Source organism: Desulfatitalea alkaliphila (assembly GCF_022968795.1).
Classification (GTDB): domain Bacteria; phylum Desulfobacterota; class Desulfobacteria; order Desulfobacterales; family Desulfosarcinaceae; genus Desulfatitalea; species Desulfatitalea alkaliphila.
In genome coordinates, this window is record NZ_JALJRB010000007.1 from 146,153 (window position 1) to 168,838 (window position 22,686).

Below are 22,686 nucleotides of genomic sequence, written 5' to 3' on the forward strand. Positions count from 1 at the left end.
GATAGCACCCTGCCTGAAGGCGTAACCGCCCCAATACCTTATCGCCATCGCCGAATCCATCAAGGAGCCTTATTTCATGCATTCCAATGATCGTGTTCAATTTGCGAAGCCGGACTTGGCTTTGCTCGCCGAAAACCATACCGTCGTCGACCTCCATTTCCATTCCACCTATTCCGACGGATTGAACCGCATTCCCAAAATTGCGGCCCGTGCCCGCAAATTGGGGATCGGCATCGCCATCACCGACCACAACGAGATCCGCGGCGCCCTGGAGATCGAACAATACGACGACCTTCTGACTATCCCGGGCATCGAGCTGACGGTGGCCGAAGGTTCCCACCTGCTGGTCTATTTTTACACCACGAAGGCGCTGCGCCGTTTTTACGAGAAGGAAGTGGCGCCCCACATGGGACAGGGCGTGATGCACTCACTGCGGCTGACCATGGTCGAGGCCATCGAAAGGGCCCGGCGCTACGATTGCGTCATCATCTTCCCCCACCCGTACTGTGCCATGTACACCGGTATCTGCAATGTGCAGTTTTCCGAAGCGCAAGTGGGTCGAATGCTCGAAACAGTGGACGGTGTAGAAGTGATCAACGCCAACAATATGAGCAAGTGGAATCTGAAATGCGCCGTCCTGGGTTTCAACCTGGGCAAAGCCATGGTGGGCGGCAGTGACGGCCACGCCTTGCATCACATGGGTCGGGCGGTCAGTTTCGCCGACTGTGCCGCCAACCGTCACGACTTTCTGGATGCCGTCCGCCACCATGCCAACCAAGTGGTGGGCAAGGAGATACCGCTGCTGCACAAAGTGACCACCAACGGTCTCAAAATTCGCAAGAGTATCGGCAACTGCCCGGACTTGTTCGAAAAAAATATCCGATACGGCCGCACCTTCATCAACGCCAAGTCCAAGGCCCTGTGCGGCCGAATTCAACGCCGCGTCGGCCAACACGTCAAGACCCAGGATCTGTGGAGCCACTTCGGGATGTGAGGTTGTCCCGCAGTTGATCGACGAATCCGCCGATGAGGTGGTGCACACGCGACGATCCCTCGCCGCGTAGAATGCCGTGCCGGTTCATGTGAAAAAGGACATAGCGCTTGTCCGCGGAACCGATGCGTTGAAATATGCGCTCGGATCCTTTGGGATTGACCACGGGATCTTCATCGGCCTGCACCACCAGGGCGGGAATGGTGATGTTGCCCAATAAAGGCTCCACCCGATCCATCAAGCGCTCCAGCTCCCGCACGCCGGATATGGGGTTGCGCAGGTAGTTGATCTCAGGATTCTCCGGGTGGTTCTCGACAAACAATTTGCGCGCCTCCTCCCAGCGCATCTTTCCCATGAAGCGGTTCCAGGCATCCACCACCGGCGCCAGCTTGGATGCCGCGTACTGCAAACGCAACGGGGTGGCCACGGCGAACACACCGGCCAACCCATCGATGCGGGCGGCCAGTTCCAATGCCAGTGCGGCCCCCGTTGAAAAACCGCCCACCGCCACCCGCCGGCAGCGGTTGCGGATCAGCAGATACCCCTCTTCCACCGATCGAATCCAATCCATGTAAGTGCAGCGGGCCAAATCCTCCGGCGCCGTTCCGTGCCCCTTCAGGCGGGGCGCATGGACCCAATACCCCTTGGCCCCCAAATACTCCGCCAAGGTTTGCACCTCCGCCGGTGCGGCCATGTAACCATGACAGAGCAAAATACCCATTTGCCTGGAGCGACCGCGAATCAACAAGGGGTGCCCGATGTCGCGGGGTTTGCTTTCCCCATCGATGGCATAGTGGCGGTAGTCGGTTTCGAATTCCAACTCGCCCTTGTCCAGAAACCAGCGAAAAATCCGGCGCTGCAACCAGAAACGGGGCGTCCGGCACAACCGGGACACCCTTTTCTGCAAACCGTTCAACGGCTCGACCTCATTGGCCATCACGGCCACCGGATTATCGATACGGGCCCGATGGAAATCGAAAAAGGTCTTGAGCTTGCGGCGGTTGCGAATCAAGTAGGGGGGCACATGCTGCACCACCTCCGTCTCTTGGGCGACCGAGATGAAATCGGCCAGTTGTTGAAAGCGATCATCGAGCAACAGATGGTTCTGATTCTCCTGCAAACTGGTGTGCAGGTGAATGGCGGGCTCGGCCGTGCCCTGTTGAATGGCCAGAAAGGCGCGTCGCAGCAGATCCGCCACATGAATTCGGTCATGCAGGCTGTGTTTGAGTAAGGAGGCGAAGATGTGATCATGATTGACCGTGGTCAGTCCGTAAATGGCGCCCATATAGTGCTGCATGATCAGCCGGGCGTTTTTGCGCAATAGCTTGAGGCACGACAGGCGGTCATCAAAATCGATGGATTGGGGGCGGCGAATGTCGCGCAGAATCTTGCGGTGACGCAGCCACGGATCGATGGCGATGGGCCGGCCGAAGCGAAGGTCGATATCCACCCCGGAGAGCAGCATGGCCCCTTCGGTCATCAACTCCTCGGTCAAGCGCTCCGGCACCGTATCCATCAACCGTTTGGCCAACTTGTTGAGAATGTTGATGCGTGCCCGCAAGGGATAGTAGGTCAAGTTGACCGGCACGATGTGGGTTTGCCGCGAGCTGAGTTGGGAAACCCCATCGATCCGGAACAGGGAAAGCAACCGCTGCGCTTCCGGATCGCCCTGTTGTGTCAGCCACAGCAACCGTTGGCGATAGAACTCAGTGCGCAGCGCAAGGTTGGCCGCGCCGGTGTGGGGTGCATGCTTGCCGGTGGCGGAAGAAACGATGAATCGGCCCTTTTCCACGATCTTCTTGTTCTTTACCATGCGGCCTTCCGGGAAGATGATCCAATCCGCCTCGCCTGTGAGCAGCGTTTTGACGATCAGGCGATCCCGGTGGGGATCATTGGTGGAGACGGCGCCCACCGCATCGAGGAAACGGCCTATTGCGCCGACGAAAAACTCCTTCGATGCCAGCGACCAAATCGGTTTTTGCAGCAAATTGTGCAGATAGAAGGGGATCAGCACCGTTTCCAGGCGGGTGAAATGGTTGACCACGAAGATGTTGGCCCCTTCGGGAATGTGGTCGGTGTCGTGCAGCACGACCCGGGCTTTGGTCAAGTTGGCGAAGGTTTTCAGCACCAGGTTGGTGGTGCGATAGGCAATCGGATTCATAAGGTGCAGGCCATCCCAAGGGTGTTGACAGAAGGTGCGGTTCCCACTACAAATAGGTGCTCAGCGACCAAAGACCGCCCCACCGATGCCGCCGCCAAGCGACCATGGGCGCTATATGGCCGCAATGTAAGGCATCCGGAGGTTATCGTGTATTCCAAAATTCTCGTCCTGCGTTTTCCCAAAAACGAGGTCCAAAAGCCGCTGGTCTGCAATCTGTCCCGCAACCACGACCTGGTTTTCAATATCCTCAGTGCGGGCATCCTGCCCGGCAAAGAGGGTTACATGGTCCTGGAGCTCTCCGGCCAGCACAAAAATTTCAAGGAGGGCGTCCAGTACCTCAAATCCCAGGGGGTTGATGTACAGAACGCCTCCCAGGAAGTCAAACGGGATGATGCGGTTTGCATCCAGTGCGGCGCCTGTACGGCCGTTTGCCCCACCGGCGCCCTCTCCATTCAACGCCCCGAGATGGTGGTGCTGTTCGACCAACGCAAGTGCAGCGTCTGCGAACTGTGTGTCCCCGCCTGCCCCCCGCGGGCCATGCGGATCCGCCCCGCGAAGCAGGTGCTCAGCTGAATGGGTGAAACCATCGCCGTTGCCTTGAGCGGTGGCATCGATTCAATGGTGGCGGCCGGCCTGCTCAAGGCACAGGGACACCGGTTGATCGGCCTCCATTTCCTCCATGGGTACGAGACCGGCATCCCGCAAGGCCATACCGCGGACGCCGCGGGAGATCCTTTTGCAGCCGTTCTGAACCGTGCCCGGCGGACCATGGCGGAGCTGGCTGAGCAATTGGGCATCCCTGTACATATTATCGACCTGCGCAAGGAATTCCAAAGCCGCGTGGTGGATTATTTTGTCGCCACCTATGCCGCCGGCGCCACGCCCAATCCCTGCCTGGTCTGCAATCCCTCGATCAAATTCGATCTTTTGCTTCGTCAAGCACGCACCCTGGGGGCCGAGCGTTTGGCCACGGGCCATTACGCCCGCATCGCACCGGCGGAGGGCCATCGACGAATACGCCTGTTGCAGGGGGTCGACCCACAGAAGGACCAATCCTACTTTCTGGCTCGCCTCACTCAGGATCAATTGGCCGGCGCCGTATTACCCCTGGGCGACCTGCACAAAAGCGAAACCCGCCAAATGGCACGCCGCCTGGGATTGGTTGCGCCTGTAACAGGCGAAAGTCAGGATGTCTGCTTTATACGGGACAACCGCTACGCCGACTTTCTCGGGCGCAGCGTCGGTTTCAAACCACAACCTGGCCCCGTCGAAGACCTGCACGGCAATGTCATCGGCCGCCATCCCGGGCTGCACCATTTCACCATCGGTCAGCGGCGCGGCATCAATTGCCCCGCCGCGGCACCCTACTACGTGGTTCGTCTGGATCACAAGCGCAACTGCCTGATTGTCGGCGGTAAAGAGGACCTGCTGCAATCGCGTTGCACGGTGACGACGATCAATTGGATCGCACCGCCGCCGGCGGCGCCCATGGCGATCCGGGTCCGCATTCGTTACCGCCACGCGGCAGTGCCGGCCACCCTGGTGCCCACGGCCGCGCAACAGGCGGAAATCCATTTCGCCACCCCCGAAGCCGCCGTCACCCCGGGCCAGGGTGCCGTCTTTTATTGCGGCGAAGAGGTGTTGGGAGGTGGATGGATCGCATGAAGCGCTATCGCATCGTCACGCTGGGTTGCAAAGTCAATCAATGCGAATCGGCCGCCATCGGCCACTTGTTGGAGCAGCAAGGTTTCGACTGCGACGCCGGCGCCCCTGATCCGGACGTGGTGGTGATAAACACCTGTACCGTCACCGGCAAGGCGGCGATGCAATCCCGACAGGCCATACGCAAAGCCGTTCGCAGTCATCCCGGCGCACGCATCGTTGTCACCGGCTGCCATGTCGAAGTGGCCGCTCCAGCGGTGGGTGCCATGGAAGGCGTCCACCTGGTGGTCGACAATGGGAACAAAATGGAACTGGTCGCCCTGCTGGACCGCCTGTCCCCCGCCGGCGGGTCGGCGGCGCCTGCATTCGCGCTGCGCGATGGCTGCACCGACCACTGTTTCGCCGCCTTACCGGCGGTATCGCGAGATGATCGCACACGGGCCTTTTTGAAAATTCAGGATGGCTGCAACACCTGTTGCACCTATTGCATTGTGCCCCGCACCCGCGGTCCGAGCCGCAGCATGCCCACGGCCGATGTGCACCGACACATGCGCCGCCTGGGCGAAAACGGCTTCCGGGAAGTGGTGCTGACCGGCATCCACCTGGGTGCTTACGGCCTCGATCTGGAACCGCCCACAACACTGACCGATTTGATCGACAGACTCTCGAGCCCGCCCATGGTGGATCGCCTACGGATCAGCTCCATCGAACCCACCGAGATCACATCCGCACTGGTGGCACTGTTCGCACAACGCGCTGGTGCCCTGTGCCCCCATTTTCATGTGCCGCTGCAAAGCGGCGACAACGGGGTGCTGCGCCGCATGGGCCGCCAGTACACCCGCGAACAGTATACCGAGGTTATCCACACCATTGCCCGTTCATTGCCTATGGCGGCCATCGGCGTGGATGTGATGGCCGGTTTTCCAGGCGAAAGCGAAGCCGCCTTCGAGCAAACCTGCGCGCTCATCCAATCTTTGCCTGTCACCTATTTGCACGTATTTCCCTTCTCTCCGCGCCAGGGAACACCCGCCGTGCGGTTCACGGCTAAAGTGCCCGAACGGATCGCCAAGGAACGATGCCGTTATTTGCGGGCCATCGGTGAAGAAAAACGCAGGCGTTTCATGCAATCCATGGTGGGACGGGAACTTGTCGTACTGACCCAGACCCTCTCATCCACCCCCTGCCCAACTGCGCGGGGGATGAGCGAAAACTACCTTCCGGTGCTGCTCAGCGGTGTGCGCCTGGAAACGAACAGTCTGGTACGCGCCCGAATTCAAGGCGTTTCAGATGCGGGCATTCTGCTTGGCGAACAGTTGCCCCCCGTCAATCCATGAACCTGGAGGAAGCCGCCTGCTTACCTGCGGATGACCCGGTGCCCCCCTGATCGGTCCTCTTCGTGTGCTGGCAGGATGGTGCCGGCGAGCGCAATTGCCGTACCTTTTGCATGAGGGCATCTTCGAGCCACAAAGCAGGAAAAACCGCCAGATCGTAAAGCTGCACCACCAAACGGCCGGCGTAAAACGCCAAATGACCGGTCAACCGCAACAGCAATGCGGTCATGCGCAGCAGCCAAGCCGCAAAGCCACCGATCAGCGCGCGGGTCGAGGTGACAAACGACTCGAAGGGGATGGCCACGAAGGCCAAAACGAAGGGCAGCGTGAATCCCATGATCATCTGCCCGATGGTGGGAATTGCGCTCTCGACCATGGGCGCCAGTTCCTCGCCGGCCACGGCCTGCCGCAACGCCTCCATTTCACCGACCAAGCGGTCCCTTAGAAAAGCCAGGGAGGCCTCCATGCCGGCCAGCACGGCCAAAAAAAGCAGCAGCACCCAGAACAAAACCTTCCGTTGGCGCTCCGCCAAATGGCCGATAACGGAAAAGAGGCGGGTGATGCGCAAGGCATCCATCAAGAAGAAACCCACCACGATTTGCAGTGCGACAAGGAAAACGCCGGCCACGTCGGCGGTTTTGAAACTGCCGATAAAGCTGTTGCCGCCCACCATCTCTGCCATGGGCAAGGCCACAAGGTTGAAATTGATCACCGCGCCGACCGCCGCCACGGCCAAGACCAATGCGGAAACGAAAAAGCGGGTCAAGGAAGAGGCGGCCAGATGTCGGCGGGCCGGATCGGTCTGTGCCTGGACCGCCTCGAAGTGGTCCATGTAGCGATCAATCTTGTTGGATCTTTCGGTCAGGCGGGCGATTGCCTTTTCAACATTGCCCAGGGAGCGTTGTACCCCCCGCCAGAAGGGCAGCATGCGGCTCAGAATGGCATGGCGTTCGGCCATGTCCCGCCGGTGACGCTCCAGGGCGGCCCGATGCTGCTCGCTGAGGGTCTGGTGTATCTCCTCCAACATATTGATCACCATACGGTCACCGCTGGGCTTGATATGGGCAATGGCGTCGATCACCTTGACCCAGTCGGGCAACGCCTGGGGAACGGCGGCACTCTTGGCGTAATCCTCCTCGATCTTGGCCAGGTCCTGCATGACCGTTCGCTGCAACCGAGGATAGCCTTCCAGATCCCGTTGCACATCCTCACTGATGCGCGCGAATTCGAGTGCGACTTTACGATCCGCCAAATCGAGGCCTTCGCGCATCAAAACCTGGTGATTGCGAAGCTGAAGGCGCTTTTCGGCCAACCTCACCGAGGCCGCAGCTACGCGCATGGCATTGCGCACCATGCGGCCCACGGCGTACACCGTGCGATGAAACGGCTTGCGCGCCAAGTACATGGCCGATATCAACAACACCAGCCATACTAAAAGGGAAAGCAACGGCACGGGCGTAATGGACCAGAGACTCTCCATGGGCCCCTCCTCTCTTATATGGTATCGGCGTGCCCCGGCGACCTGTCGTCCGAAGTGATCGGGCGATGGTTGGCGGCCAGGGTCTGGTTGCCCTCCAGGCGCACGTCATAAAACACGTAAGCTTTGGCCATGGCCCGCAGGTTTTCGATGGCCCCTGCCAGCTGGTCCAAAGCCGATTGAAGCTCCGTTGCGGATGAAGCACCCTTTTCGTAAGCCGAACCCCGCCGGAGTGTCTCTAAACTGTGGGCGCACTGCCCGGTCTGCTTCCAGATATGCAGCAACAGCTCTTGCAGATTGGCCGCCAATTCGTTGATGCCGTTGCCGATGCGACCGAATTCGTCCGCAGTGTCGATGGCAATGGTTTCGTTGAGTTTGCCCTGGGCCATGCGATCCACCGCATGCTGTATCTTTCGAATGGGGTGTTGAATGGCGCGCGCGGCAATGCGCAGCCAGAGCAAGGAAACCAAAGCGGCGGCCGCGCAGCCGCCCCCGATGATCAACAAGAGGCGATATTTGAGTTCCGCGACAAGAACGGCGGCGTCTTTGGGCAGTTGCCGGCCGGCATCGGCATCCGAATGGACCAACAGTGCCAAAGCGTCCGAAAGCTCATTGAACACAAGTAGGTAGGTGCCGACGATGGTGAACCCGACCAGCAACATGAACAGCCAAAACCATCGACGTATATAGGAGAAACCATTGCGTTTCATCGGCGTCCATGCCGGCGATTCGAGAGTCGGCCTTAAAATTCGAAGCGTCCGATCAACAGCCGGCGTTTCCCTTGCCTACTTGACAGGGATGCTCTCCAGGACGCTGACCTCGTCAGCCCTGAAAATACGATCCAGGGCCACAATCATCATCATGCCTTTGTCCGTCTCGCAAACGCCGCGAATGTATTTGCTGCGCAAACTGGACAGCAACATATCCGGCGGCGGCAGAATCGCATCGGCGCGCATGCGGACGATGGGGATCACCCCGTCGACGAGAAAGCCCACCCGCCGCCGGCCGGCCAATCCGATCAATACCCAGGGCCGATCATCCAACCCGCGCCGGCCGTCCACTCCCAAGATACTCCCCAATGAAACCAACGGGAGGTATACCCCCCGCAACCGGATCAAACCGTGCACGAAGTCCGGATCCCCGCTGTTCTTCTGCTCCACAACGGGGTTGCGCAATATCTCCCGCACGGTCAGAATGGTCGCACCGAACAGCTTGGTGCCGATTTGAAAACCGATCAGTTGAACAATATCCACATCTTCGTTGAGCAGTGCCACGTTGGACTCGCTTTCGACACTCGTTTCCCGACGATCCGGCCGAAATCACCTGCCGCCGGTTCCCCGGTCCACAAGCCGCGCTTCGGCCGGACCGGAGCTCTCAACTGTTCACGGCAGCCCCGTTGGGAGCAGCGCATCAGGCTTCGACATCCGGCTTCTCGTCGGGGTTGTCCGCTGCCATCTGCATTCCTTCAACCACTTCACCTTTTTGAATCTTGAACTGGGCCACCTGACGCGTCAGATTGGCCGCCAAGCGTTGCATCTCCAGGGTGATCCCCACCACCTGACCGGCACCGCTGGCGGTCTGCTTGGCGCGCTCCGCGGTTGTGGTGGTGATTTCCCGCAACTGTTGGGAGCGGCCGGCCTGACTGTCGGTCATCTTCTTGACCTGTTCGGAACGCTGCACGATGGCGCGCATCTCGCCACCCACATTGGTGGCCTGTTCGGTGGTTTTGGATACCTGCTGGGAAATGGCGTTGGCTTTTTCCACCAAGGCGGCCAAGGCCCGCTGAGCGGCTTCGCGCCGTTGCCCCTGTTGGCCGGCCATGCCCACAATTTCCTGGGCGAGGCGGTTCAAGTCTTCTACCAGGCTGTTGACCTGCTCGGTGTTGTCGGCCAGCAATTCCGATGCATGGGCGATCTCCTCGATGGCCCGCATATTGATCTCACCGCCGCGGGCGATCTTGTGCAGCACATCCTGGGAGCGGTCGGTCAACCGGGTACCTTCTTCCACCTTGTTCGTGGAATCCTTGATCAACTGGGTGATCTCCTTGGCGGCTTCCGACGAACGCTGGGCCAACTTACCCACTTCATCGGCAACCACCGCGAAACCGCGGCCGTGAACACCGGCACGCGCCGCCTCGATGGCGGCGTTGAGGGCCAGAAGGTTGGTTTGCTCGGAAATCTCGGTGATCACGGTGATGATCTCCGAAATCTGTTCCGAGGATCCCTTGATGGCGGCCATACCGTTAACGGTGGCATCCACGGTGGAACGGCCTTCCTGGGCGGCTTCGAGCACCACACGGCCTTGCTCGGTGGCGCGTTCGGCGGCACGGGTCATCTCTTCCACCGACTTGGCGATGGCGCGCATCGACCGTGTCATCTCCAACACCTGTTGGCCCTGTTGCTGGGCCGTACCGGTTACCTTGGCGGCGGTTTCACCCATGGCGGCCACACGTTCGGTGGCGACACTGGCCTCTTGAATCTGATCGCTGGTGGCCTCATCGACCTGTTTCATGTTGGCGATCAGATCCGCCATCCGTTCGTAGGATTGATTGGCCACCTCGGCCTGCGCCAAGGACGCCTGCTGCACCTGACCTGCCGTTTGGCCCATCTGGCTCACGGTGTCCAGGATCTCGTTCATGTACTTCTCATCCTGCTCGGCACGGTCCCGGTTGGCGGTGGCGCGCTTGGCCACCTCGCCCGATTGACTGTTCACGCCCTTGGCGGCATCTTCCACCAAGCCGAAGGACTCCCGCAGGGCCGTCATCATGCTGTTGAACTCGTGGCCCATCAGGCCGATCTCGTCCTTCGACGTAACGGGCACGTCCAGGGTCAAATCGCGTTCCTTGGCCACTTGGCGGATGGTGTTGGCCATGCCGAGAACGGGCCGCGTCAAGTTGCCGACCAGCAACCAGACAACGACCGCCAGAATCACGAGGGCCAAAATGCCGATGGCGGCAGCTTGATAGACGATCTGGCGCGCCCGTTCGTTGATCACCTCCAACGGGATGTTGGTGGCGATACTCCATGCCTTGTCGGCAAAACCGACCCGAATCGGTGCGAAGGCGTAAAAGGTTGTTTGTCCTGTGGTCAGAGACACTTTATATTCCGTGGTCTCCAAACCGTTGCGAACAGCCTCGATGCTCTGCGGCAAAAATTCGAAATACTCCATGGGCAGGCCGACGTTGGACCAACGGGTGGGGTGCGCCGCGAACATCCCGTTGTTGGCGATCAGGAAACCGTAGCCCACCTCGTAAAAGCGAACCCGTTTGATCATCGGCTCAAAGGCGCTCAAGGGGATGTCGATACCCACAACACCCACCGTCTCGCCTTCGAACCGAACCGGCACGGCCAGTACGGTTTTGTGCTGTTCAATGCCGTTCATTTCAAAGGTGGAGGGATCGAAGATCACCTCCTTGCCGGTGCGCAAGGGCTCCAGATAGTAATCGCCACGGCCCTCGACATCGTAGGCATGCAGCGGTGAAACCGACGGGATGCCGTCGAGCCGGTTCCAATAGGGTATGAAACGCCCCGTTTCATCGTGCCCGATGGCGTTGGCGAACTCTTTGTCCCGGCCGTCCAGAGCATTGGGCTCCCAGCAGGACCAAACCGCCACGAAGTTGGGGTATTCGTCCAGCACGTTGCGCAACATCCCGTTGACCATGTCGCGCGGCGGGGTCCCCCTCTTTTTCATGCCTTCGAAGGCCTGGGCCAGGGTACGCGCGGTATCCATAGCCACCTGCATATCCGCCTGAACCACGGTCGCCCAGTGGCGGGCAACTTCGACGGCCGCCTCTTCGGCTTGCTCCATGGCCGACCGCCGGGCCTGCCAGCCGATGTAACCAATGGACAAAAAAAGCGCCAAAACGGCGACCAGCAAGATCTGGGCCGCCATCTTCTGTCTCATACCGAGTGATCTCATCCTCTCCCACATACGCTTTGCCTCCTGTCCGTGTTTCCCGATGGCCTCTGCAGGCAATACTCACGGTGCAACCGAATATGTAAACAATCTCTGGCAGCCGGTCGGCCGTTTTCATGGCGTGTCGCGCCATTACGAGACGGTTTGAAATCAACCGCGCCAAAGCAGATCATTGAACGCCTGATGGGTGGTCGGCACCGCACGGGCATAACGACAGCGCCTCCGGTAATCCACCAGTCCCGGTTTCCCTTTACCATCTATCGGTCGTCGTTGAGATTTCTTTACATAAAATTTGCATCGATAGGTGATTACGAATCGAACCATGCACCGACGGTGCATCAAAGCCTGTCTTACCGAGCATGTGTTGAAAAAGGTATATAGAGCAATGCATCGAAGGTTGTCAAACAAAAGATCGACGGCGGCATTACGGAATTGATAGCAATATTTGGAGGTTGTTCCTCATGGAAGGCCGGGGCGGCGTCATCGTCCCGGTAAAACGGTCCCGCAGGCCATCACGATGGCGGTGATGGTCGGGAAGTCGCCTTGCGGCTACGGCTCAAAGCGTTGATCTGGATCTGTTGCGTGAGGGACGGCTTGTCGAAGGCAACGCCGATGCGCCGGATGGGCAACGAGGGCAGCCCACCGTCGGTGCAGAGAGTGATGTTGGAAACCACCCTTGCGGACACTCGGCGCAGGTAATAACCTTGACCTGCGGCGAACAGGTCCAGGCAAAGCCGTTCCCGCCCGCCGAGCCGTTGGCCGGCATCCCCCATGTCCACAAAGGTGAAGGCCATTCCAGTGGCACTGATTTCGATCATCTGCCCAACGATCTCAGGCTGCGTGTCGATCACCACGTAAACCTGGTTGTCAAAAACGGTGCGCTCCTCTTTGCGACGATTTGCAGCGGTGGATGGGTCCATTTTCTTCCTTTATCAACCGAATGGTGAAACGATGACCTTGTGCCGATGTCCCATGCCTTGCAACGGGGCGTGTTGCACCTCCACCCGCGACAGGGAACCGGTTGCGATGGGGATTGTTCGGCCACGTGTGCCGCAACCTGGTGGGCGGAGCTTGTCGAAGCAACGGGTGAAGCAAGGAGTGTGCCACACACTGATCGTGCTGTACGAACGCTTTGATGCGCTACCCCCGGCGTGCGCTCCGCTTGAAAGTTGCGCGTTTGAAGCAATGTGCACCATTTTTGCGCACTTGTCATATCGACCTGTTTTCGTTATGAATGAAATTCAAACTCACCTCCAAGAAAGGTTGCCTCCTCCCCATGGCCCGCTTCGCCCGTTTGATATGCGGATTGGCGATATTCCCGATCTTCTGCTGGGCTTCGCCGGCCCATGCATTGGAGGTTATCGAACAGGATCGATTTTATGTTTATGCCGCGCCGGCCCAAAAGCATATCGCCGCAGCGCTTTTGAAGGCCTGCGGACCGATGGCCGCCTTTCTCGAAACCAAGGGGTTGCCGGTGCGACGGCCGTTGCACATCATCCTGGATGACACACTGGATCGCCCCCAACCCCGTGTCCACATGATCCCTCACCGCGAAATCCGAATACCGATCCGAGCGCCGGGCGTGCTGGAAGACGGTTTCCAGGAAGCCGATCCATGGCGCTACTTCCTTTTCCTGGGATTGAGCGCCCAGGGGATCTACAGCGAGCGCTCCGGTCTTCCCGCGGCAGCCCACCGCTTGATGGGCGAAATCATCTCGCCCACCATCATTTTACCGGAATGGTGCATCGACGGTATCGGCGCCCTGTTATACGAAGAATTCAAGCAAGGCTCCGCGCTCCACGCACTGGACGCCATGAAGGCCCGCATCGGCCCGATTCCAGCCCTGGACCGTGTCAGCAACCACCCCGATATCTGGCCGGGACGCTTCAGCTATCGTATCCATGGGCGCCCCTTTGTACAATGGCTCAGCAGCCGCTACGGATGGGAGCGGCTTCACACTTTTATTCGCCTGCACGGCAGGGGCATCGTGCCGTTGGAAATCGACACCAAAGCCCGCACCGCCTTCGGCCGATCATGGGCCCGGCTATGGGACGCCTATCGCGCGACCCACCCACCGGCTGTGGCCGAAGGGGCCGCACTGCCCATGATCGGCTACTGGAACGCCCCCTTCGTCTACTGGAACGACATGGGCGTTTATCCGGGTTTGCGCCGCAACGCCCACCGTGGTCGATACGGCCATGTGAACCCCGAGGGATGGCTGCATATCAGCCAATTCGATGCCGACGGCGTATCTCGATTGCAGGCACAACGGGGGGACCGGGTGCGGCGGGCCCCGCGGCCCCATATCTGGGATCCGGGCCCCGGTGATGTGGCCGTTACCCGCGAGGGCCATCGGCCCCTGTTGATGATCGGCACACCCATTGAAACCGGCGAGCGATGGTTGCCGGGATCCGCATCGGAGCGGCCGGTCACGCTGATCCCACCCCCGGAAGGCATGCTGCAGCTTTCCGGTCCCGTTAGGGGGCCGGACGGTACCGTGGCGGTGGCCGGCAATATGCACGGCCAATGGGATATCTGGTGCTATGACGGCCGGTGGCACAACCTCACCGACCGGCCCGCCATCGATCTGGATCCCTGGTTTGAAAACGGGCGACTCTTTTTCAGCTCCAATGTCCGCGGCCGTTTCCAGATCCATGATGCCGGCGACCGACCGGTTACCGCCAGCGCCACCGCCGCCATGCTGCCGCGGGGAGACACCTATGTCGAACTATCCCCCGGCGGATGGACACTCCGCCCACTGCCGGAACAGCAAGCACAACAGACCATGTCGGACGTCCCGACGCCATCCGATGATGCCGCATATGAAAAGAAAATAAGCACAGCCGACGGCACCGCAACGGCTGAGAAGTTGATGACGGCCCCGGCGCCCAAACCTTACCGCCCCTTCAGAACCCTTGGCACCAATTACATCTCGCCGGACATTTTTTACGATGCCGAATCGACCCAATTCGGACTGGTAACCGACGGCCGCGATGTGACCGAGCAGTACGCCTGGAACGCCGGCATCCGCTACTCGCTGGACCACGCCTTGCTCTCATGGCGCATGGGCGCCGGCTATCGCGGCTGGCAGGGACGGGCGACCCATTACCCCATGGATTACACCACCCACCGCGGCACTACTGTGGCCCAAAGGCGGTACGATGTCCGTTTGAGTTGGTCACCGTGGCCCGGCGAAGCATTGGATGTGGGCGTCAACTGGCGCCGCCATGCACCGCTGCGCGGCGAAGAACTCTGGTCCGACGAGTGGTGGGGCAGCCTCGGCTACGGCCTCGCCTTCGGCAACCTGCGCATGCGACTGACAGGCGATCTGTTCGATGGCGGCGACCCATCCGTGTACGGCGACATCCTCTACTGGTACGGCGAACGCATCACCACCATCACGCGTCTGCGGGCCGGCAAGGCCTGGGGCGATCCGCGCCCGGGCCACAACACTTTTCGCATCGGCGGCAACACCAGTGAAGGGTTTTTCACCCAGCGCCCCACCCGCCTATTCCCCTTGCGCGGATTTAAAACCAATCTGCTGGAAGCCGAACTGGCCGCCGCCGGCACGGTGGAGATCGTCTGGCCCCTGATGGAGCTGCAATCGGGATACAAATCGTTGCCCCTGTTCTTGCGCAATCTGCGCCTGGGCACCTTCGTGGATGCCGGCTTTGCCGCCGACAATTTCAGCAGCGACGAACTGTTGATCGGCGCGGGATTTCAGTTGATCACCGGCATGGAGATCGCCTGGAGGTTCATGGCCGATTTCAGCATCGGGCTGGCCTGGCCGGTCAGGCAGCCCGACGACATGCACTACTCCGGGCCCCAATTTCTCATCCAAATCGGCCGCCCGTTGTAATTCCCCGACGCTGTGATATAGAGGCGTTCCGTGTGACCCTTGAACGAGGCTTCAACATGAACAGCTTTGCCCAATGGTGGCAGTATTTGCCCCATCACATCGATCCGGTCATTTTCCAGGTCGGCAGTTTCCGTTTGCAGTATTACGGTTTGATGTACCTGGCGGCCTTCGGTCTGACCTATTTACTGGCCCTCTACCGAATCAAAAAAGAGACCCGTTGGACCCTGGACAACGATCATCTGCAGGGCATGCTCACCGCAATGATCATCGGCCTTATCGTCGGCGCGCGCCTGGGCTACGTGATTTTCTACCAGCCGGCCTACTATGCCTCGCGTCCGCTGGAGATTTTCCTGCCCTTCGGGTTTGACAACGGCTTTCACTTCACCGGCATTTCCGGCATGTCCTACCATGGTGGTTTGATCGGCACCACCATCGGCATGGCTTGGTATGTGCGCAAGTATCGTCTGGGTTTCCGGGAGATGGTCGACCTGCTGGCGCCGTGCATCCCGGCCGGGTACACCTTCGGCCGTATCGGCAATTTCATCAACGGCGAGTTGTGGGGCAGGATCACCACCAGCCCCGTCGGCATGTACTTTCCCCATGCCCCGGGCAATTTTCCCCGCCACCCCTCCCAACTTTATGAAGCATTCGGCGAAGGCGTTCTGCTCTTCGTGGTGTTGTGGGCGTTGCGCAAGCGCATACAAACCCCTGGCGCCATGCTGGCCTTCTACCTGATCGGCTACGGCAGTGTCCGTTTCGTCATCGAGTTCTTCCGCGAACCGGATGCCCACTTGGGCTTCATCCTTTTCTTCTTCTCCATGGGACAACTGCTTTGTATGGCCATGATCGCCGCCGGCGTCATCCTATACGGGGTGTTTCGCCGCATGGCCTACAAGTCGATAAAATAGCGGTGAAAGGCATCTCCGGGGTGCAACTCGGGATGAAAGGTGGTGGCCATCAAGCGGCCGTGCTGAACAAAAACCGGATCATTGTCCATGCACGCATGCACCGCTACCGCGTCGCCCATGGACAGGATACGGGGCGCCCGGATGAAAATGGCCGGGTAGGCCCGCAGTGCCAGCAGCGGCACATCGATGGCGTGGGTGTCGCTGGCGATTTGGCGCCCGTAAGCGTTGCGCTGAACCGCGACGGGCATTCCCCCCAGCGATCCGGGATGCCCGTCCACCTGATCGGCCAGCAAAATGGCGCCGGCGCACACCCCCCAGACCGGCATGCCGTCATCGATCCGGCGCCGCAGCGGCCCTCGCATGCCGAAAGCCTCCAAAAATTTTGCCATCACCGTGCTTTCGCCACCGGGGATGATCAAGCGGTCGACGGTCGACAGGGCCTGTGCATCGCGCACGATACAAGGCGTCACGCCGCAACGGTGCAAGTGGGCAATGTGATCCAGAAAGGCGCCTTGCAATCCCAGCAATCCGACCCGCATGGAGCACCCCCGCAACGCCCTCTATACCCCTCTCTCCGCCATCTTGACGTCCAGGGCGCTGTTCTCCAGCCCGATCATCGCAGAGCCGAGATTCTTTGAAATTTCAATTAGTCTGACCGGATCCTGGTAGTGGATCACCGCCTGCACGATGGCTTGGGCCATGCGGGGTGGATTCTGTGATTTGAAAACGCCCGAACCGACGAACACCCCGTCGGATCCCAGGGCCATCATCAAGGCCGCGTCGGCCGGTGTCGCCACGCCGCCGGCGGCAAAGTTAACCACGCTCAGACGGTCGAGGTCGCGGGTCTGGCGCACCAATTCCACCGGCACCCGCAGCTCACCGGCCAATTGCACCAATTGATGATCGTCCAAACCCTTCAGGGCGTTGATCTCCTCGGTGATGGCCCGCATGTGGCGCACCGCCTCGACGATGTTGCCCGTTCCCGCCTCCCCTTTGGTACGGATCATGGCCGCCCCCTCGTTGATCCGTCGCAACGCTTCGCCCAGGTTGCGGGCACCGCACACGAAAGGCACCTTGAACAGGGACTTGTCCACGTGACGGCTTTCGTCGGCCGGGGTCAGCACCTCGCTTTCATCCACAAAATCGACCCCCAACGCTTCCAGAATGCGGGCCTCCATGAAGTGGCCGATCCGCACTTTGGCCATAACGGGAATGCTCACCGCATCCATGATGGCCTGGATCATGGCCGGATCGCTCATGCGGGCCACCTGCCCGTCCTTGCGGATATCGGCCGGCACCCGCTCCAGGGCCATCACCGCGCAAGCGCCGGCCTCCTGGGCGATCAGCGCCTGTTCGGGGGTGGTCACATCCATGATCACACCGTTTTTGAACATCTCGGCAAAACCTTTGTTGACTTGTTCGCGTGCCATGTCGCTTTCCTTTGCATAACGGGTTATGGCCCGCGTTCGGCGGGACCGCGTCGATGCCGGCAGCGCCGGGGCGATACCGGTTGCTTTTAACGCCACAATGTATTAAGTGGGTTAGTACAATTAATACTTTGTATGGTGTGTGTCAAGAATGAAATCCAAACAACCCCTCTATGCTCAAATCGCTGCCGTGATCAAAGCCCGGATCGTCGAAGGCCTTTACAAGCCGGGCGAAAAGATCCCGCCCATCCGGCAGCTCACCGAAACCTTCGGTGTCAACAAGGCCACGGTGCACAAAGCGTTCGAGTGTCTCAAGCAGGAAGGGGTTTTGGAAAACCGGGTGGGCAGCGGCTCGTATGTGCGCTATCCTGAAAAAATCGCCGCAGCGCCGGGTTTGTTCGACTTCCGCACCGACTATCTGCATGAGCGCTTTTTCCCCCACCAGCAGGTGCAGACCGTGTTCAACACCCTGTTCGAGCAGGAAGGCGCAGGTGCCCTGGCACCTGTGCCCACCGAAGGAGATCCTGAACTGCTGCAAGTGTTGGGACAACACTACCACTTGCCGGCCGAGCGCATGCTCATTGTATCCGGCGCCCAGCAGGGGTTGGACCTGGTAGCCAAGGTGTTCAGCGCCGATATCAGCGCATCGATGCTTTTCGAAGACCCCACCTATCCGGGCGCCATTTCCCTTTTCAGGGCGCGCCATTTCGTACCCCTTGAAGCGGACGGCCCCGACCTGGCTCATATGGATCGGCTGTTGCCGGGCCAGATCCGCCTCTATTATGCCATGCCCTCGGTCCACAACCCGACGGGCATCGCCTACTCCCTGGAGAAGAAAAGCGCCGTTGCCCGAAGGGCCCGGGACCATGGCTTTTTCATCATCGAGGACGATTATCTCGGCGAGCTGAAACCCGACGCGCCGCGGCTGGTGGATCTGGCGCCCGAGCGCACCATCCACATCAAATCCTTTTCGCAAACCACCCTGGCCGGTTTGCGCCTGGGATTCATGGTGGTGCCGACAGACCTCTACAAGCGTTTTGTCTTTGCCAAATACTCGTCGGACATCACCTCCTTCGGATTGCTGCAAAAAGCGTTGCGCGAATTCATCCGCCAGGGGAAATACAGCCGCCACCTGGCCGATTTGCGCCGCCTCGCCGCCGAACGGCGGCGGCGACTGCTCGATCTGTTGCAATCCTTCCCAGCGCTGCACGCCGCCAATGACCGGTGGGGCTACAGTCTGTGGGTGCGCCCCGCAACGCCGCTGCAATTGGACGCGCCCCCCTGGTCCCGTGGCGAGGAGTTCTCCTTCTCGCCCACCCTACGCCACTGCTTCAAACTGGCCTTCATGCACATGGACGATGCCGCCTTCGACCAAAGCTTGCCCTATTTGCAGGACCTGCTGCGCCGCGGCATTGCCAATGGAACCGTTTGATGCAATCAGCACCGCGCATCCTTTACAGCGACGATGAGATCGTTGCCGTGCACAAACCGGCGGGCCTCAAAGTACACCGCTCCGGCCGCCAGGGCGCAAACACCCCGACGACCCTGGCCTGGGTGCGCAACCACCTGGGGCAATGGGTCTATCCGGTCCATCGGCTGGATCAACCCACCTCGGGGGTATTGCTGTTTGCGCGCAGCCCCGAAGTCGCATCGGTTCTGGCTGCCGCCTTCGCCGGGCAGCAGGTGCACAAAACCTATTGGGCCGTAGTGCGTGGACACACACCTCCCGGCGGCCTGATCGACCACCCCCTGGTGGGCAACATTCACCGTCCCAAGGCCGGCCAAGTGCCGAAACCGGCCCGCACCGCCTTCGAGCGGTTGGCCGCCGTTGAATTGAATCACCCTGTGGGACAATATCCCACCAGCCGCTATTGCCTGCTCCGGGTTCATCCCTTAACCGGCCGCATGCATCAGATTCGGCGCCATCTACACCACATCAGCCACCCGGTGATCGGCGACACCACTTACGGAGACGGCCGCCACAACCGTTTTTTCAGGTCCCATTTCGATTGCCGCCGGTTGTTGCTGGCCGCCGTGCAAATCGCCTTGCGCCACCCCCGCACGGGCCTTGACCTTACCATCACGGCACCGCCGGAATCCTCCTTCGCCGCCGTTTTGCGTAAGATGGGGATGGTTTTTGACGGCCACATTCCGCCTGACGGCTACAAGCCGGTTGTTTAGCAGCGAGGCACTGGCGGGCACTGGCGGGCAGTTTTAAGTTTTAAGTGTTAAGTTTTAAGTTAATGAATTCTATCGATTACAAAGAGTTGCAAGAGGGTTTCCTGCCGTAAAAAGTGAAATTGCTTGTTCTCGCACGGAGGCGGGTGGGTCGGGGGGCTGGGTGATGCAATGCGTGCAGGCGCATAGGGGCCGTTATGGGGTGGGCGCAGGGCGTTCGGCCCGGATTTTTTGAGCGCTACGCGTTTGCGGGTTTAACGCCTCCTTGCGAAAATAGACAATAATTCTCTACCGGTTGCGAGAATCGATTCGTAGCATACACATCTGCTCGTCCGCTCTAACCACCTATAATCGATAGAATTCCTCAACTTAAAACTTAACACTTAACACTTAAAACTCCTTGCCAGATGCCCCCTGTTGGGATACTAAATTCCTTTTTGCAACCCTGTAGCAACGGAACGGCCAATGATCACTTTGCTCGATTATGGCGCCGGCAACGTCCGCAGCGTCATCAACGCCATTGAACACCTCGGCGGATCCGTCCGCGTGGCCGAACGCGCCGAGGACATCGCCTCGGCCGAAAACCTGGTCTTTCCGGGGGTCGGCGCCTTTGGCAGCATGATGGAACGGCTGCATGCGGCGGGGTTCGTGGCACCGCTCAAGGCCTATCTACAATCGGGCCGCCCTTTTCTGGGCATCTGCCTCGGCATGCAGGCGCTGTTCAACGCCAGCGATGAGTCGCCGGGCATCCCCGGTCTCGGTCTGTTCAATGGCACCGTGCGGCGTTTTGCCACAGGCCTGGCGGTCCCCCACATGGGATGGAACAACATCCGCATCCGGCAAGCGTCGCCCCTGTTCGCCGGCTTGCGGGGTGACGAAAAATTTTATTTCGTGCACTCCTACCACGTCACCGCCGACAACCCGGAGGAGATCCTCACCACCACCGATTACGACTACTCCTTCGTCAGCGCCGTTCAGCGCGGCGCCATCGTGGCGACCCAATACCACCCGGAAAAAAGCGGCGCGGCCGGCCTGCAACTGCTGCGCAACTTCCTGGCCGCCGGCACCGCACCGGTGTGCCCCCCCTGCCCGGAAGGGCCGACCCGTCTGGCCAAACGCATCATCGCCTGCTTGGATGTACGGGCCAATGACCAGAACGATTTGGTGGTGACCAAGGGGGATCGTTACGATGTGCGTGAAGCCGGCGCCGTGCGCAATTTGGGTCAACCGGTTGCCCTGGCCCGCGCTTATTATGAAGACGGGGCCGATGAAATCACCTTTCTGAACATCACCGGTTTCCGCGATTTTCCTCTGGAGGACATGCCCATGCTGGCGGTGCTCAAGGAAACTTCGCGCCGGGTATTCGTCCCCCTGACCATCGGCGGCGGCATCCGGGACTACACCGACGTTCACGGTCGCCATCATGATGCACTGGCGGTAGCGGCCGAATATTTCCGCTCCGGGGCCGACAAAATTTCCATCGGCAGCGACGCGGTGGATATCGCCGAAACCTACCTGCAGCGGGGCCGCGCCACGGGCGACAGTGCCATCGAGCAGATCTCGCGGGTCTACGGCAGCCAGGCCGTGGTCATCTCTATCGATCCGCGCCGGGTCTATGTGGCCACACCTGACGAGGTGCCGCACCATGTGCTGCAAACCGCCATCCCGGGCCCCCGGGGTGAACGCTACTGCTGGTACCAATGCACCGTCAAAGGCGGGCGCGAAGGCCGACCCATCGATGCCGTGACCCTGGCGCGGGTGTGCCAGCAACTCGGGGCGGGGGAAATCCTTCTGAACTGCATCGACCGCGACGGCACCCGGGACGGCTTCGACATCGAGCTGATCGATGCCGTCAAAAAGGCCGTCCGAATCCCGGTCATCGCCTCCAGCGGCGCCGGTTCGGCCGCCCATTTCCTCGAGGTGTTCACCCGCACCGGCACCGAAGCGGCCTTGGCGGCAGGCATCTTTCACCGTCGCGAGCTCTCCATCCAGGAGGTCAAAGGCTTTCTGGCGGACAAGGTCGAAATCCGGCGTTAAAGTTGACCGTTTTCCATCAGGCTGTATTGCCGTTCGTGATTGAATATGATGTGGTCCAACACCCGGATCCCCAGGGTCTCCCCGGCGGCTTTAAGCTGTCGGGTGACGGCCAGGTCGTCGGTGCTGGGTGCCAAATTGCCGGAGGGGTGATTGTGCGCTACGATCACGGCCGAGGCCCGGTCGGTGATCGGATCGGCAAACACCTCGCGGGGATGCACCAAGGCGCGGTTGACCAACCCCACCGATACCGTGCGTACGGCGATCACCTCGTTGGCACCGTTGAGGGAGATGCAGAGAAACTGCTCTCGGGTGCGATCCGCCATATGGCGGATCAACGGGTAGGCATCGGAGGGAAGGGCGATCTTCACCCCGTGGGGTCGAATCCGGCGGCGGGCGAATTCAAGTCCGGCCACCACCAATGACGCCTTGGCCCGGCCCACACCCGGAATGGCCACCAACTCCTCCACGGTGGGGGCCGTGCCCACACTGTCCAACAAAGCCAACAACCGCGCCGACAAGGTGAACACATCGACTTGGCGGTTGCCGCTGCCAAGCAACACGGCCAGCAACTCCAGATCCGAAAGGGCCTGGGCGCCCATTTTGTGCAGTTTTTCCCGCGGACGCTCATCCAGCGGGAGTTCCTGAACCCGTTTCATAAAGGTGTTGCGTCTCCAAATCATGAAGGTAAACAAACGAAAAGCGCCTTGCCGAAGCGCTGGTGGCGCAAGCGTTGGAAGATG

The 22,686-nt window shown here is 60.2% G+C and carries 18 protein-coding genes; 9 read left to right on the forward strand and 9 right to left on the reverse strand.

All coding sequences use genetic code 11. From position 1 onward, the window contains the following. The first annotated feature begins 76 nt into the window (after positions 1 to 76). Complete coding sequence (locus tag MRX98_RS08555; protein WP_246905525.1) at positions 77 to 994, forward strand: PHP domain-containing protein; 918 nt, start codon at positions 77 to 79, stop codon at positions 992 to 994. Here MRX98_RS08555 and MRX98_RS08560 read toward each other — a convergent pair. Beyond that, positions 957 to 3,152, reverse strand: a complete 2,196-nt coding sequence (locus MRX98_RS08560) for an alpha/beta fold hydrolase (protein WP_246905528.1) — start codon at positions 3,150 to 3,152, stop codon at positions 957 to 959. The two genes, MRX98_RS08555 and MRX98_RS08560, sit on opposite strands and share 38 nt — an antisense overlap. Before the next feature lie 147 nt (positions 3,153 to 3,299). Here MRX98_RS08560 and MRX98_RS08565 point away from each other — a divergent pair, with 147 nt between their 5' ends. The 3 genes from MRX98_RS08565 to mtaB are packed head-to-tail and all read left to right on the forward strand — an operon-like array spanning position 3,300 to position 6,148. Continuing rightward, a complete protein-coding gene (locus MRX98_RS08565) occupies positions 3,300 to 3,725 on the forward strand; it encodes an NIL domain-containing protein (protein WP_246905530.1) in 426 nt (141 codons plus the stop codon). Then, positions 3,726 to 4,817: a tRNA 2-thiouridine(34) synthase MnmA gene (mnmA, locus tag MRX98_RS08570; RefSeq protein WP_246905533.1), complete on the forward strand. Its 1,092-nt coding sequence runs from the start codon at positions 3,726 to 3,728 to the stop codon at positions 4,815 to 4,817. Continuing rightward, positions 4,805 to 6,148, forward strand: coding sequence for a tRNA (N(6)-L-threonylcarbamoyladenosine(37)-C(2))-methylthiotransferase MtaB (gene mtaB / locus MRX98_RS08575; RefSeq protein WP_246905547.1), 1,344 nt, complete (start codon positions 4,805 to 4,807; stop codon positions 6,146 to 6,148). Before mnmA ends, mtaB begins: the two co-directional genes overlap by 13 nt. Here mtaB and MRX98_RS08580 read toward each other — a convergent pair. From MRX98_RS08580 to MRX98_RS08600, 5 genes are all read right to left on the reverse strand, one after another. After that, entirely contained in the window at positions 6,138 to 7,625 is a 1,488-nt protein-coding gene (locus tag MRX98_RS08580; protein WP_246905550.1) for a hypothetical protein, read from the reverse strand. The genes mtaB and MRX98_RS08580 overlap by 11 nt on opposite strands. 14 nt (positions 7,626 to 7,639) lie before the next feature. Next, positions 7,640 to 8,332, reverse strand: coding sequence for a HAMP domain-containing protein (locus MRX98_RS08585; protein WP_246905553.1), 693 nt, complete (start codon positions 8,330 to 8,332; stop codon positions 7,640 to 7,642). 75 nt (positions 8,333 to 8,407) lie between these two features. Further along, on the reverse strand, positions 8,408 to 8,896 hold the full coding sequence (locus MRX98_RS08590) for a chemotaxis protein CheW (RefSeq protein ID WP_246905556.1): 489 nt from the start codon (positions 8,894 to 8,896) through the stop codon (positions 8,408 to 8,410). A 136-nt stretch (positions 8,897 to 9,032) separates the two neighbouring features. Beyond that, a complete protein-coding gene (locus MRX98_RS08595; protein WP_246905561.1) occupies positions 9,033 to 11,525 on the reverse strand; it encodes a methyl-accepting chemotaxis protein in 2,493 nt (830 codons plus the stop codon). 524 nt (positions 11,526 to 12,049) lie between these two features. Further along, a complete protein-coding gene (locus MRX98_RS08600) occupies positions 12,050 to 12,457 on the reverse strand; it encodes a PilZ domain-containing protein (protein ID WP_246905564.1) in 408 nt (135 codons plus the stop codon). 356 nt (positions 12,458 to 12,813) lie between these two features. On the opposite strand from MRX98_RS08600, the gene MRX98_RS08605 reads away from it, so the two are divergent. Both MRX98_RS08605 and lgt read left to right on the forward strand, forming a co-directional pair. Next, positions 12,814 to 15,396 (forward strand): BamA/TamA family outer membrane protein, encoded by a 2,583-nt coding sequence (locus MRX98_RS08605; protein ID WP_246905565.1) that lies wholly within the window; start codon positions 12,814 to 12,816, stop codon positions 15,394 to 15,396. Positions 15,397 to 15,452: 56 nt separating this feature from the next. Beyond that, the gene (gene lgt, locus MRX98_RS08610) at positions 15,453 to 16,304 is read left to right on the forward strand and encodes a prolipoprotein diacylglyceryl transferase (RefSeq protein WP_246905576.1); all 852 of its coding nucleotides are present in this window, start codon (positions 15,453 to 15,455) and stop codon (positions 16,302 to 16,304) included. Here the strand turns inward: lgt and pdxT are convergent. Together pdxT and pdxS are read right to left on the reverse strand one after the other, a co-directional pair. Beyond that, a complete protein-coding gene (pdxT, locus tag MRX98_RS08615; RefSeq protein ID WP_246905579.1) occupies positions 16,286 to 16,843 on the reverse strand; it encodes a pyridoxal 5'-phosphate synthase glutaminase subunit PdxT in 558 nt (185 codons plus the stop codon). The genes lgt and pdxT overlap by 19 nt on opposite strands. Before the next feature lie 21 nt (positions 16,844 to 16,864). After that, positions 16,865 to 17,734: a pyridoxal 5'-phosphate synthase lyase subunit PdxS gene (gene pdxS, locus MRX98_RS08620; protein ID WP_246905582.1), complete on the reverse strand. Its 870-nt coding sequence runs from the start codon at positions 17,732 to 17,734 to the stop codon at positions 16,865 to 16,867. A gap of 148 nt (positions 17,735 to 17,882) precedes the next feature. Between pdxS and MRX98_RS08625 the strand changes: the two genes are divergently transcribed. The 3 genes from MRX98_RS08625 to hisF all read left to right on the forward strand — a co-directional run bounded on the left by MRX98_RS08625 (position 17,883) and on the right by hisF (position 21,946). Next, positions 17,883 to 19,163 (forward strand): aminotransferase-like domain-containing protein, encoded by a 1,281-nt coding sequence (locus MRX98_RS08625; RefSeq protein ID WP_246905584.1) that lies wholly within the window; start codon positions 17,883 to 17,885, stop codon positions 19,161 to 19,163. After that, positions 19,163 to 19,912, forward strand: coding sequence for a pseudouridine synthase (locus MRX98_RS08630; RefSeq protein WP_246905586.1), 750 nt, complete (start codon positions 19,163 to 19,165; stop codon positions 19,910 to 19,912). Before MRX98_RS08625 ends, MRX98_RS08630 begins: the two co-directional genes overlap by 1 nt. 462 nt (positions 19,913 to 20,374) lie before the next feature. After that, a complete protein-coding gene (gene hisF, locus MRX98_RS08635; RefSeq protein ID WP_246905588.1) occupies positions 20,375 to 21,946 on the forward strand; it encodes an imidazole glycerol phosphate synthase subunit HisF in 1,572 nt (523 codons plus the stop codon). Here hisF and radC read toward each other — a convergent pair. Beyond that, positions 21,943 to 22,602 (reverse strand): RadC family protein, encoded by a 660-nt coding sequence (radC, locus tag MRX98_RS08640; protein ID WP_246905590.1) that lies wholly within the window; start codon positions 22,600 to 22,602, stop codon positions 21,943 to 21,945. The genes hisF and radC overlap by 4 nt on opposite strands. Positions 22,603 to 22,686: the final 84 nt, after the last annotated feature.